Annotated in this window: 9 protein-coding genes and 1 tRNA gene; 3 read left to right on the forward strand and 7 right to left on the reverse strand. The window is 70.4% G+C overall.

Annotated elements, in window-relative coordinates:
* Window positions 1-107 precede the first annotated feature (107 nt).
* Entirely contained in the window at window positions 108-1,139 is a 1,032-nt protein-coding gene (locus EDD93_RS16550) for a LacI family DNA-binding transcriptional regulator (RefSeq protein WP_123525870.1), read from the forward strand.
* Between the two features lie 45 nt (window positions 1,140-1,184).
* On the opposite strand, the gene EDD93_RS16555 is transcribed toward EDD93_RS16550, so the two are convergent.
* The 4 genes from EDD93_RS16555 to EDD93_RS16570 form a co-directional block, all read right to left on the reverse strand.
* Window positions 1,185-2,735: an FMN-binding glutamate synthase family protein gene (locus EDD93_RS16555; RefSeq protein ID WP_123525871.1), complete on the reverse strand. Its 1,551-nt coding sequence runs from the start codon at window positions 2,733-2,735 to the stop codon at window positions 1,185-1,187.
* 203 nt (window positions 2,736-2,938) lie between these two features.
* Window positions 2,939-3,011, reverse strand: a tRNA-His gene (locus EDD93_RS16560).
* Between the two features lie 128 nt (window positions 3,012-3,139).
* Window positions 3,140-3,742, reverse strand: coding sequence for an oligoribonuclease (gene orn, locus EDD93_RS16565; protein WP_123527812.1), 603 nt, complete (start codon window positions 3,740-3,742; stop codon window positions 3,140-3,142).
* 10 nt (window positions 3,743-3,752) lie between these two features.
* The gene (locus EDD93_RS16570) at window positions 3,753-4,988 is read right to left on the reverse strand and encodes a helix-turn-helix domain-containing protein (RefSeq protein WP_123525872.1); all 1,236 of its coding nucleotides are present in this window, start codon (window positions 4,986-4,988) and stop codon (window positions 3,753-3,755) included.
* A 986-nt stretch (window positions 4,989-5,974) separates the two neighbouring features.
* Between EDD93_RS16570 and EDD93_RS16575 the strand changes: the two genes are divergently transcribed.
* Complete coding sequence (locus EDD93_RS16575; RefSeq protein WP_073738330.1) at window positions 5,975-6,496, forward strand: universal stress protein; 522 nt, start codon at window positions 5,975-5,977, stop codon at window positions 6,494-6,496.
* 349 nt (window positions 6,497-6,845) lie between these two features.
* On the opposite strand, the gene glmS is transcribed toward EDD93_RS16575, so the two are convergent.
* Window positions 6,846-8,675 (reverse strand): glutamine--fructose-6-phosphate transaminase (isomerizing), encoded by a 1,830-nt coding sequence (gene glmS / locus EDD93_RS16580; RefSeq protein ID WP_123525873.1) that lies wholly within the window; start codon window positions 8,673-8,675, stop codon window positions 6,846-6,848.
* A gap of 102 nt (window positions 8,676-8,777) precedes the next feature.
* Window positions 8,778-9,053 (reverse strand): hypothetical protein, encoded by a 276-nt coding sequence (locus tag EDD93_RS16585; protein WP_024489833.1) that lies wholly within the window; start codon window positions 9,051-9,053, stop codon window positions 8,778-8,780.
* A 323-nt stretch (window positions 9,054-9,376) separates the two neighbouring features.
* Here EDD93_RS16585 and EDD93_RS16590 point away from each other — a divergent pair, with 323 nt between their 5' ends.
* A complete protein-coding gene (locus EDD93_RS16590) occupies window positions 9,377-11,041 on the forward strand; it encodes a beta-N-acetylhexosaminidase (RefSeq protein ID WP_123525874.1) in 1,665 nt (554 codons plus the stop codon).
* A gap of 230 nt (window positions 11,042-11,271) precedes the next feature.
* Here the strand turns inward: EDD93_RS16590 and EDD93_RS16595 are convergent, their stop codons facing one another.
* The gene (locus tag EDD93_RS16595; RefSeq protein WP_123525875.1) at window positions 11,272-12,255 is read right to left on the reverse strand and encodes an ABC transporter substrate-binding protein; all 984 of its coding nucleotides are present in this window, start codon (window positions 12,253-12,255) and stop codon (window positions 11,272-11,274) included.
* Between the last annotated feature and the right edge of the window lie 132 nt (window positions 12,256-12,387).

Here is a 12,387-nt window from a genome sequence, read left to right on the forward strand (position 1 = left end):
GGGGCGGGGGAGCGGCCGACCGGTCCCGTCGAGTGTCAAGAGAGCCAACACCAGGACTTGGTTTGGTTATCCGACTGTGAGAAATTGACCGCGAACGGGAGGCAGCCATGACGGCAGCGCGAGTACGTAGCGGGGGGCGGCCCACGCTGGAGGAAGTCGCGGCACGGGCGGGAGTGGGCCGGGGCACGGCCTCACGCGTCATCAACGGCTCACCGCGGGTCAGCGCGCACACCCGGGAGGCGGTGGAGGCGGCCGTCGCCGAGCTGGGCTACGTGCCCAACCGCGCCGCCCGCGCCCTGGCCGGCAACCGCACGGACGCCATCGCCCTGGTGGTGCCGGAGTCGGAGAGCCGCTTCTTCGCGGAGCCCTACTTCTCCGACATCGTCCGAGGGGTCGGCGCCGCCCTGGCCGACACCGAGATGCAGCTGCTGCTCACCCTCGTCGGCAGCGACCGCGAACGCCGCAGGCTGGCCCAGTACCTGACCGCGCACCGCGTGGACGGCGTGCTCCTGGTCTCCGTGCACGCCGACGACCCGCTGCCCGACCTGCTGGAGCAGCTGGGCATGCCGGCCGTGATGAACGGCCGCAGGTCGGCCGCCGAGCCGCTGCCCTCGGTGGACTCCGACAACTTCGAGGGCGCCCGGGGCGCCGTCGAGCACCTCGCCTCACGGGGCCGCCGCGCCATCGCCACGATCACCGGACGCCTCGACGTGTACGCCTCCCAGCGACGCCTGGACGGCTACCGCAAGGCCGTGGCCGACGCGGGCCTGGAGCCCGACGAACAGCTGATCGCCCCGGCCGACTTCTCCGAGGAGGGCGGCGTCCGGGCCATGCGCGAGCTGCTCGCCCGCCGCCCGGACGTGGACGCGGTCTTCGCCGCGTCCGACCTGATGGCCGCGGGCGCCCGCCAGGTGCTCCGTGAGGCCGGCCGGCGCATCCCGGACGACGTGGCCCTCATCGGCTTCGACGACTCGGCCGTGGCCCGCCACATGGACCCGGCCCTGACGAGCGTGCGCCAGCCGATCGAGGAGATGGGCCGCACGATGACCCGGGTGCTCCTCGACCTGATCGCGGGCGAGAGCGACGAGCGGCCGCAGATCGTGCTCCCGACGGAACTGGTGGTCCGGGACTCGTCGTGAGGCGCCCCCGGTCCCGCAGATCGGGTACGGGCACGGGGCGCCGCCTCACACGTCGGCTGCGGGCTCCCCGGCAGGCGTCGGGCCGGGGGCGAGCAACGTGGTGATCTCCTGGGCGAGTTCCGGGCCGAGCTCGCCCCAGCCGTCCTTGTAGCCGTAGACGCTCGCCAGGCTGCGGGCCTCGTAGTCGCCGTTCATGATCTCGATGTCGCCGGTGGTGATGAGCCCCGGGTGGGCGACGCCGACGGCGCTGGAGACCTTCAGCAGCTCCTTGCGGAGAGTGCGCAGATAGACCGCGGCCCGACGGGCCTTCGACGGTGCGTCCACGCCGCGCACCAGCCACGGGTCCTGGGTGGCGATGCCGGTGGGGCACTTGTCGGTGTGGCACTTCTGCGCCTGGATGCAGCCGATGGACAGCATCGCCTCGCGGGCGACGTTGATCATGTCGGCGCCCAGGGCGAACGCGACGACGGCGTTCTCCGGCAGGCCGAGCTTGCCGGAACCGATGAAGGTGATGTCGTCCGTCAGGCCCCGCTCGGCGAACGTGGCGAAGACGCGGGAGAAGCCCATACGGAACGGCAGCGACACCGAGTCGGTGAAGATGAGGGGAGCGGCCCCCGTGCCGCCCTCGCCTCCGTCGACGGTCACGAAGTCGACCCCGCGGTCACCCCGTGCCATCAGGGTGGCCAGCTCCTCCCAGAAGCTCATCTCGCCCACGGCGCTCTTGATCCCGACCGGCAGACCGGTAGCGTCGGCGAGCAGCTCCACGAAGTCGAGCATCGAGTCGACGTCGTGGAACGCGGTGTGCCGCGAGGGCGAGGCGCAGTCCTTGCCCGCCGGTATGCCGCGGATCCCGGCGATCTCGGGCGTCACCTTCGCGCCCGGCAGCAGCCCGCCGAGCCCCGGCTTCGCGCCCTGCGAGAGCTTGATCTCTATCGCCCTGACCGGGGCGCCCGCGACCACGTCCTTGAGCTTGTCGAGGCTGAAGGTGCCGTCCTCGTTACGGCAGCCGAAGTACGAGGTCCCTATCTGCAGGATGAGGTCACCGCCGTTGCGGTGGTACGGCGAGAGGCCGCCCTCGCCCGTGTTCTGCATCGCGCCGGCGAGCTGTGCGCCCTTGTTGAGCGCCGTGACGGCCGCGCCGGACAGCGATCCGAAGCTCATCGCCGAGATGTTCACGACGCTCGCGGGCCGGAACGCCTTGGCGCGCCCGCGGGGGCCGCCCAGCACCTTGGCCGAGGGCAGCGGGGCCTGCGGGTCGTGCAGATCGGGCAGCGCGCGGGCGAACGTGCGCTGCTTCACGTACGCGTGCCCCTGCACGTGCTCGACGTCCATGTCCGTACCGAACCCGAAGTAGTTGTTCTCCTCCTTCGCGGACGCGTAGATCCAGGTGCGCTGGTCACGGCTGAAGGGGCGCTCCTCCTCGTTGGACGTCACGACGTACTGCCGCAGCTCCGGCCCGATCGTCTCCAGCAGGTACCGGGCGTGTCCGATCACCGGGAAGTTCCTGAGCAGAGCGTGCTTCTTCTGGACGAGGTCGCGGGCAGCCACCAGCGCCAATGCTGCTGCGGCGGCCGCACCGATACTCCGGGCGCGCATGAACGTTCCTCTCGTCGACTGCTCGGTACCCGGCTCCGGCGTTGCGCGGCGGGCGTCGGGGAGTCGCGCGGCGGACACGGCCGGGCAGGCACGGGCGCCCGTCGACGCGACGCCACCCTAGGAGTCCCGCAGAGGCGCGGGCGCGGCAGGGGGGCATGAGAAAGGGCCGATCCGTGAGAACGAATCGGCCCTTCGTCATTCAGGGTGAGTAACGGGACTCGAACCCGCGACATCCTGGACCACAACCAGGTGCTCTACCGTCTGAGCTATACCCACCACGTCCGGTCGTCTTTCCGACCGGCCGAGAAGAAGTGTACAGGGTCTTGGAGGGTGCTCGCGCCCTCATTGTTCTGCCGTCGGTCACAGCCCTCGGAAGGGCCGTGACCAGCGGCTTTCCACCGAACCTAGACCGAGGGCGACGACACCCGCGCCGCGATCGACTTCGCGCGCTCGGAGTCCGGTCCCGGCTGCGGTACGAAGACCGCCTCGCGGTAGTAGCGCAGCTCCGTGATGGAGTCGCGGATGTCCGCGAGCGCCCGGTGGTTGCCGTTCTTCTCGGGGCTGTTGAAATACGCCCTCGGGAACCAGCGGCGGGCCAGTTCCTTGACCGACGAGACATCGACGATGCGGTAGTGGAGGTAACCCTCCAGCGACGGCATGTCCCGCAGCAGGAAGCCCCGGTCGGTGCCGACCGTGTTTCCGCAGAGCGGGGCCTTGCCGGGCTCCTTCACGTGCTCGCGCACGTAGGAAAGGACCCGCTCCTCGGCGTCGGCCAGGGTGGTACCCCCGGCCAGCTCGTCGAGCAGGCCCGAGGCGGTGTGCATCTGCCGCACCACCTCGGGCATGGTCTCCAGGGCCGCGTCCGGAGGGCGGATCACGATGTCCACCCCGTCGCCGAGCACGTTCAACTCCGAGTCGGTGACCAGTGCGGCCACCTCGATGAGTGCGTCTTCCGTCAACGAGAGCCCGGTCATCTCGCAGTCGATCCACACCATGCGGTCGTTCATGCGCCCCACCCTACGGGGCACTCCGCTGCCCCGGCAGGGCCGGGCGCCCTGCCGCGTACGCGTCGGAGCCCGGCCTCCCCTGTTCGGAGCGGCCCGGATCCAGCGCTGCCGAGGCAGCGGCCGGCTGGCCCCCGGGAGCGGGAGCCGGCACGGCACGACGGCTGCCGGGACCGGCCTGCGCGGGCACCACCTGCTCGGTGACCTGGCCGGCCGGCTCGGGACCCCCGCCCTGCGGACGGCGGGCCCGGTAGGCGGCCCGGTACGCGGCGGGGGAGGAGCCCAGCTGACGCCGGAAGTGCCCGCGCAGCGCGACCGGCGAGCGGAAGCCGCAGCGGCCCGCGACCTCGTCGACCGAGTAGTCGGACGTCTCCAGCAGCCGCTGCGCCTGCAGCACCCGCTGGGTGATCAGCCACTGGAGCGGTGCGCTGCCGGTGAGCGAGCGGAACCTCCGGTCGAAGGTCCGCCGGCTCATGTAGGCGCGCGCCGCGAGCGTCTCCACGTCGAACTGCTCGTGCAGATGCTCCAGTGCCCAGGCCACGACCTCGGCGAGCGGGTCGGAGCCGATCTCCTCCGGTAAAGACCTGTCCAGGTAGCGCTCCTGGCCGCCACTGCGTCGCGGTGGCACGACGAGCCGGCGGGCGAGCGCCCCGGCGGCCTCCGTGCCGTGGTCCGAGCGCACTATGTGCAGACAGAGGTCGATGCCTGCCGCTGTGCCCGCCGACGTGAGCACGTCGCCGTCGTCGACGAACAGCTCACGCGGATCCACGTGGACCGACGGGTAGCGCTTGGCCAGCGTCGGTGCGTACATCCAGTGCGTGGTCGCCGGACGGCCGTCGAGCAGGCCGGCTGCGGCGAGGACGAAGGCCCCCGTGCACAGGCCGACGATTCTGGCCCCTTCCTCGTGGGCGCGGCGCAGCGCGTCCAGTGCCTCCACGGGTGGTGGCGAGGTGATCGAGCGCCAGGCGGGCACCACGACGGTGCCGGCCCTGCTGATCGCCTCCAGCCCGTAGGGCGCGGTGAGTTCGAGTCCCCCTGTGGTGCGCAGCGGTCCCTCTTCGCCGCTGCACACGAGAAGCCGGTAGCGCGGAACTCCCGCGTCCTGGCGGTCGATACCGAACACGGAGAGCGGGATGGAGCTCTCGAAGATGGGGCCGCCGCTGAACAGCAGTACGGCCACGACCTCCCGGCGCCGGCGCCCGCTCAGCTTCCGTACAGCCTCCGTTGCGGTGGCGGAGTCCTGGCTCATGACGCTAAGCCCCCCTCGGTGTTCGCGTCTTCCTGGTCCTTACGGGCCTGTCGCACCTGCACTTGTCCCCTCGGTCGTGCACGAGTCCCCAGCCTTCGACACCCAAGATCGAATCTACTGCGTCCCGTGGTGCCGTCGTGACAAGTTCACCAACCGGCTTTATGTCGACAAGGCAACCTGGCGGGAAGCATTCGATCACGAAGCGTTTCACTCGTGAGTCGTGCAGGGAAGTGCGCCTGACGTTCATGGCCCGTCCCCATTGGGTGGAAGCGTACCGCGCGGTCTCCTTCTGCCTGCTGGCAAGGGGGTTGATCGGCCATTTCGGCAAGGGATTGGCTGGGGAGTGAAGTTGGCTGAAAACATACGGTCGCGTGTGCGGAAATCATCCGTTCAACCGGCGTACGCCCCGCAGGGGTGGCCGCCTCCATGCGCCCCCACGGCCGGTCCGGAGAGGGGCGGACGGTGTCGGCGGGATGTCCGGATGCCGGCCGGAGGCCGTATCGGCGGCCGGCCGCGCGGCGCGTTCCGGACGGGCGGGGGTCCGCCGGTCCGGGTTCCGGACCGCCATTCCGGTCCGCCGGGGGGCGCGAAGGTCGGTACCGAGCGGTCGGACACCGCGACGACGGACCGACGGGGACCCGGCGGGTGATCCGGCGGCGACCCGGCGGCGGCTCCCGTGCGCCCGGCGGCGGGCCGGCGGTGGCCGCAGGTCGCGGCCGTCCGGCTCCCGTGACGTCGGTGTACGGGGCAACCGGCATTGCCATACGGGGCGGTCTCGGGCATGCTCCGTGAAACGTCGCGCACGCTTTGCGCGGGTCTGGGCCGTGGAGGAGTGGCGCCGTACCCTTGGGGGTAAGGGGTTGGGAAGATGATTCCCGGACACCGCCACACCGCCCACTGACGCAGCTCTGACGCAGCTCTTACACCGCTCTGACGCAGCTCCCCAAGTCGCTCTCCTCACGAGGACTCTCTTCGCCGAGACACCGATGGCCGGTCACGAAATCCCTGAACCCGCGGACCGCAAGCAGGTAGCCGACCCAGAGTCGGGACCCCAGGCGGTCGAAGAAGCACGTCACTCCTGCGATCCCGCGTTCCGGCACGGGGTCGTCGTCGGCTTCGACGGCTCGACCTCCAGCGAACGAGCCCTCGCCTACGCCATCGGCATGGCCCGAAGATCGGGCTCCGGCCTGATCATCGTCCATGTCGCCAATCGGCTGCCGACCACGGTCTGGGCAGGCTGCGAGCCGCCCGTCTTCGTCGATGTGCCCGATCACCGGACCGAGGTCCTCGGCCTGGAGCTCGCCTGCGCGGACTACCTCACCGAGGTCCCGTGGGTGCTCGTCGAGCGCGGCGGGGACATCTGCCACGAGCTGGAGGAGGTCGGCCGGGAGTACTCGGCCGACGCGATCGTGGTCGGCTCCACCCAGGGCATCGTCGGCCGGATCTTCGGCTCGGTGGCGGGCCGGCTGGCGCGGCGCGCGCAGCGCCCGGTCGTGGTCATCCCGTAGCGGCTTCCCCGTTCCTTCACCCCGGTTCCTCCCCCCTCGTTCGTCCCCCTCGCTCCTCCGAGGGCGCTCCGCGCGACCCTCGTCCCGGCTTCCGGGACGGGCGGTCTCGTTTCGGGCTCCGCTGCCGGGTCGTGGCGTCAACTCGACTACCAAAACAGCGGGGTGAAACAAACCGCAGAGCCGAAAAAGAGGATTGTGCAGTTGTGAGGGGCGGATAAGAGCCGTTGGGGAACGGTGCGATTGCATGTGAACCGGGGCGGCGAGCGGCCCGCCGCGCTGGGGGAGCGGAGCGGCCCCGGACCCCCGCGGCGTGGGGGGTCCGGGGCCGCTGCCGGCCGGGGCGGCGTGGCTACTCGACGGTGACGGACTTCGCCAGGTTGCGCGGCTTGTCGATGTCCCGGCCCATGGCCAGCGCCGTGTGGTACGCGAACAGCTGGAGCGGGATGCCCATCAGGATCGGGTCCAGCTCGTTCTCGTTCTTCGGCACGACGATGGTGTGGTCGGCCTTCTCCTGCACCTGGTGCGCGATGGCGAGGATGCGGCCGCTGCGGGCCTTGATCTCCTCCATCGCGGCGCGGTTCTTCTCCAGCAGGTCGTCGTCCGGCACGATCGCCACGGTCGGCATCGCGGGCTCGATCAGCGCGAGCGGTCCGTGCTTCAGCTCGGAGGCGGGGTAGGCCTCGGCGTGGATGTACGAGACCTCCTTGAGCTTCAGCGAGGCCTCCCGGGCCACGGGGTAGCCGCGCACCCGGCCGATGAACATCATCGACTTCGCGTCCGCGTACTCCGCGGCGAGCTTCTTGATCTCGTCCTCGGTCTCCAGGATCTCGCTGATCTGGCCGGGCAGCTTGCGCAGGCCCTCGATGATCCGCTTGCCGTCGGCGACCGAGAGGTCCCGGATGCGGCCCAGGTGCAGGGCGAGCAGCGCGAACGCGACGACGGTGTTGGTGAAGCACTTCGTCGAGACGACGCAGACCTCGGGCCCGGCGTGCACGTACGTACCGCCGTCGGCCTCCCGGGCGATCGCGGAACCGACCACGTTGACCACGCCCAGCACCCGCGCGCCCTTGCGCTTGAGCTCCTGGACCGCGGCCAGCACGTCGTACGTCTCGCCGGACTGGGAGACCGCGACGTAGAGCGTGTCCGGGTCCACCACCGGGTTGCGGTAGCGGAACTCGGAGGCCGGCTCGGCGTCCGCGGGGATGCGGGCCAGCTCCTCGATCAGCTGGGCGCCGATCTGGCCCGCGTGGTACGAGGTGCCGCAGCCCAGGATCTTGATCCGGCGGACCCCGCGCGCCTCACGGGCGTCCAGGTTGAGACCGCCCAGGTGGACGGTGGCGAAGCGGTCGTCGATCCGGCCGCGCAGCACCCGGTCGACGGCCTCGGCCTGCTCCGAGATCTCCTTGTGCATGTACGTGTCGTGGCCGCCCATGTCGTACGACTCGGCCTCCCACTCCACGGTGGTCGGCGTGGCCGTCGTGGTCGAGCCCTCCGTCGTGTACGTACGGAAGTCGTCGGCCTTGAGGGTGGCCATCTCGCCGTCCCCGAGGGTGACGACCTGGCGGGTGTGGGTGACCAGGGCGGCGACGTCCGAGGCGACGAACATCTCCTTCTCGCCGATGCCCAGGACGACCGGGGAGCCGTTGCGGGCGACGACGATGCGGTCGTTGAAGTCGGCGTGCATGACGGCGATGCCGTACGTGCCCTCGACCGAACGCAGGGCCTCGCGGACCTTCTCCTCCAGGGTGTCCGCCTCCGAGCGGGCGATCAGGTGGACCAGCACCTCGGTGTCGGTCTCGGAGAGGAAGACGACGCCCTCGGCCTCCAGGCGGGGGCGCAGCTCGGAGGCGTTGTCGATGATCCCGTTGTGGACGACGGCGACCTTGCCGCCCGCGTCCAGGTGCGGGTGGGCGTTCTCGTCGCTCGGGGCGCCGTGGGTGGCCCAGCGGGTGTGGGCGATGCCGGTGGTGCCGGTGAACCGCTTGGGGACCCGGGCCTCCAGCTCGCGGACCCGGCCCTTGGCCTTGACCATCTTCAGCGCGGCGGGCTTGCCGGCCGCCGGCTTGCCGGTGATCACGATGCCCGCGGAGTCGTAACCGCGGTACTCCAGCCGCTGCAGCCCTTCCAGCAGCAGCGGAGCGACATCACGCTTTCCGATATAACCGACGATTCCGCACATGGCGTCTCTGCCCCTCCGTCAATCCGTCGACGTACAAGTAGCCGTACAGGTGGCCGTGCAAGTGGCCGTACAAGCAGGTGGGTGCCCGGTCCCGGGCCGGTCTCAGCCGTAGACGATGCGGCGCAGCTGCCGGAGCGAGAGCTCCGGCGGCGCGACCGCCCGGTGCGGCAGTTCGGCCGCGATCCGTTCGAAGATCTCCGCGTTGACCAGGCCACCGGACTGCAGTTCGCGGTGGCGGCGGCGGACGAAGTCCTCGGTCGTCTCGTCGAAGTACGCCAGCACGTCGAGGATCACCCGGGAGGCTTCACCGCGCTGGAGCGCGGTGCTGCGCACCAGGTGGTCAATGAGGTCGTCGTACGACGAGCGGCGTTCGAGCACTCGTCGATACTGCGATGGAAGGGAGTCCAGCGCAACAATTCTGCCCGATATCGGGCAGGAGTCAGCTGAAGTGGCTCCGTTTCTGTGATCCGCGCGGGATCGGGGCTCCTCCGGCCGGTTCCTCGTGACACCCGGCGGTTCGCGTGACGGACGGGGCCGCCGGGATGAATTCGGCCATAAGCCCCGGGCCGTCGGCCACGTTCCGGCGCGGGCAACGCGGGGAAGTGGTCTACACCTTGACCATCCATTGGGTAAGCGGTACGCATGGCGATCGGTTGGTCAGGAGATCCGCAGATGTGAACCCGTAGAAAGGGACCCGGCTTGTGAGACTGCACACCGCGCGGCGCAGTGCTCTTCCCCGTGCTCTACCCCGTCTTCTCGGCTCGCTGCTACTCATCACCGCGGCCGGCGTCTCCACCGCGTGCGCGGCGCCCACGGCGTCCGCGGTGGCCGGTGGCGCACCGGCCACCCTGGCGCCCCGGCCGCTCGGCCAGGTCGTTCCGGCCCCCGTCTCGGTGAGACCGGGCGGCACCCCGTACTCCCTCGGCGACGGCACCCGGATCCGGGTCGACGGCTCGTCCGGCGAGGCCCGCAAGATCGGCGAGTACCTGGCGGGCGTGCTGCGGCCGTCCACCGGTCTCGCCCTGCCGGTCACCACCAAGGACGGCTCCGACGGCATCCGGCTCCGGCTGGGCTCGCGCGACAGCAAGCTGGGCGCGGAGGGGTACACCCTCACCTCCGGACGCGGCGCCGTCACCATCAGCGCCCGGAAGCCGGCAGGCCTCTTCCACGGCGTCCAGACGCTGCGTCAGCTGCTCCCGGCCCGGATCGAGGCCGACAGCCGCCAGAAGGGGCCGTGGAGCGTCGCGGGCGGCAGCCTGACCGACTCGCCGCGCTACGGCTACCGGGGCGCGATGCTCGACGTCTCGCGGCACTTCTTCTCGGTCGCCGAGGTGAAGCGGTACATCGACCAGATGGCGCTGTACAAGATCAACACGTTCCATCTGCACCTCTCCGACGACCAGGGCTGGCGGATCGCCATCGACTCCTGGCCGAAGCTGGCCACCCACGGCGGCTCGACGGAGGTCGGCGGCGGGACCGGCGGCTACTACACCAAGAGCCAGTACAAGGAGATCGTGAAGTACGCGGCCTCCCGCTACCTGGAGGTGGTGCCGGAGATCGACATGCCCAGCCACACCAACGCGGCTCTCGCCTCGTACGCCGAGCTGAACTGCGACGGTGTCGCGCCGCCGCTGTACACCGGCATCGAGGTCGGCTTCAGCTCGCTGTGCGCCGGCAAGGACGTGACGTACGACTTCATCGACGACGTCATCGGCGAGATGGCCGCGCTGACCCCGGGCAGGTACCTACACATCGGCGGTGACGAGGCGCACTCCACCAGCCACGAGGACTACGCCAAGATCATGAACCACGCGCAGGCCACCGTCGGCAAGTACGGCAAGACCGTGATGGGCTGGCACCAGATCACCGGCGCCGATCCGGTCAAGGGCGCGGTCGCCCAGTACTGGGGCTACGACAAGACCTCCGCCGCTGACCGGCAGCAGGTGGTGGACGCCGCGAAGAAGGGCACCAGGCTGGTGCTGTCGCCGGCGGACCGGGTGTACCTGGACATGAAGTACAACGAGCAGACCGTACTGGGCCTGAAGTGGGCCGGTCTCGTCGAGGTCCAGCGCTCCTACGACTGGGACCCGGCGACGTACCTCACGGGCGCCCCGAAGGACGCGGTGCTGGGTGTCGAGGCGCCGATCTGGGCGGAGACCCTGACGGACAGCGACGACATCGACGCGATGGCGTTCCCGAGGCTGCCCGGGGCGGCGGAGCTGGGCTGGTCCCCGGCGGCGACGCACGACTGGGACACGTACAAGCTGCGGCTGGCGGCGCTCGGGCCGAGGTTCACGGCGATGGGGATCGACTACTACCGGTCGCCGCAGGTGCCGTGGCCGGCGGAGCCGGCTTCGGCCGGGTGACGTGAGGTGAGCGACCGTCCGGCGGCCGGGGACCTTGTCCTCGGCCGCCGGACGGGCTTGCGGGGCCTGTCCTCGGAGTGCGGGAGCGCGGCTGCGGACCGGGTACGAGCGCGGCACGGCCCTTACGCCGGCCGGACGTGCCCGCCGGACGGCGCATCAGTCGCCCTCGTTGTCGACCGGAACGACTGGTTCCGGCTGCCCCGGGGCGGCGGCAGCGGCGGCCGCCATGGTCAGGCGGCCTTCTTGGCGTCCTCGATGGCCTTCGCGAGGTCCTCGAGGATCGGCGCGCACTTGTCGTAGCTGAAGATCGGCTCGGTGGTGCGGGGGATGACCTGGCCGGCCTTGACGGCGGGCAGTTGCGTCCAGGTCGGCTTGGAGGTGAGCGCGTCGGGCTGGAGGGCCGAGGACCGGTTGTCCATCATGATGACGTCGGCCTGGTACTTGTCGACGTTCTCCCAGCTCAGCTCCTCGAAGAAGCCCGCCGAGTTCACCTTCGGCTCGACGAACTTCACGCCCAGCTCCTGGAAGTACAGCGTATCGGCGGCGGTCTTCGCGAGTGTGACGTAGAAGAGGTCCTGGCTGGCCGAGCCGATCAGGACCTTGATGTTCGGCTTGGACTTCGCGGCGGCGCGCAGCCGGGCCGCGGCCTTCTCGAAGCGGGCCTTCGCGTCCGTGACGGCCTTGGCCTTGAGGTCGGCGCCGAGCGATTCGGCGAGGTCCTCGTGGCGCTGGATGGCCTTGGGGATCGTGGTCCGGGCGGCCCACAGCGCGACGCTCGGGGCCAGCTTCAGGATCTTGTCCTTGGACTGGTCCGGCACGTACCAGAGGGCGTCCTTCTCCCACATCGCGGTGACCAGCAGCTCCGGGCCGAGCGCCGCGTACTTCTCGACGTTGAACTCGCCCCAGACGTTGCCGAGGATCTCGACCTTGCTGACGTCCAGGTCGCCGGCCTGCACATCGGCCTTGCCGTCCTTGGTCTTCGTCGGACCGAAGACGGCCTTGACCTCGATGCCGTAGTCGTGGAGGGCTGCGGCCACACCGGTGAAGGCGACGATGTTCTTCGGGACGGACTTGGCCTCGACGGTCTTCCCCCGGTCGTCCTTGAAGCTCCACGGCCCGTCGCCGGCGCTCTTGGAGCCGCCGGAACCCGCGTCCTTCCCGTCGCTGTCGCCGCAGGCGGCGAGGACGGCACCGAGTCCTACGGCGCCGCCCATGGCCAGCAGGCCACGGCGGGTGGGGCGGGTCGCTCGGGCAGTGCGCATGACGGAGTCCACTTTCGTACGGGCCGGAGACCGGCCTTGAGCCGGTCCGGAGGAAGGTTAGCCTAACCTTCTGTGAATCCGGCC

The organism is Streptomyces sp. 840.1 (genome assembly GCF_003751445.1).
Classification (GTDB): Bacteria; Actinomycetota; Actinomycetes; order Streptomycetales; family Streptomycetaceae; genus Streptomyces.

Coding starts and splice junctions, on each gene's coding strand:
- EDD93_RS16550 (WP_123525870.1), top strand. CDS start 108: ATGACGGCAGCGCGAGTACGTAGCGGGGGGCGGCCCACGCTGGAGGAA.
- EDD93_RS16555 (WP_123525871.1), bottom strand. CDS start 2,735: ATGCGCGCCCGGAGTATCGGTGCGGCCGCCGCAGCAGCATTGGCGCTG.
- orn (WP_123527812.1), bottom strand. CDS start 3,742: ATGAACGACCGCATGGTGTGGATCGACTGCGAGATGACCGGGCTCTCG.
- EDD93_RS16570 (WP_123525872.1), bottom strand. CDS start 4,988: ATGAGCCAGGACTCCGCCACCGCAACGGAGGCTGTACGGAAGCTGAGC.
- EDD93_RS16575 (WP_073738330.1), top strand. CDS start 5,975: ATGGCCGGTCACGAAATCCCTGAACCCGCGGACCGCAAGCAGGTAGCC.
- glmS (WP_123525873.1), bottom strand. CDS start 8,675: ATGTGCGGAATCGTCGGTTATATCGGAAAGCGTGATGTCGCTCCGCTG.
- EDD93_RS16595 (WP_123525875.1), bottom strand. CDS start 12,255: ATGGGCGGCGCCGTAGGACTCGGTGCCGTCCTCGCCGCCTGCGGCGAC.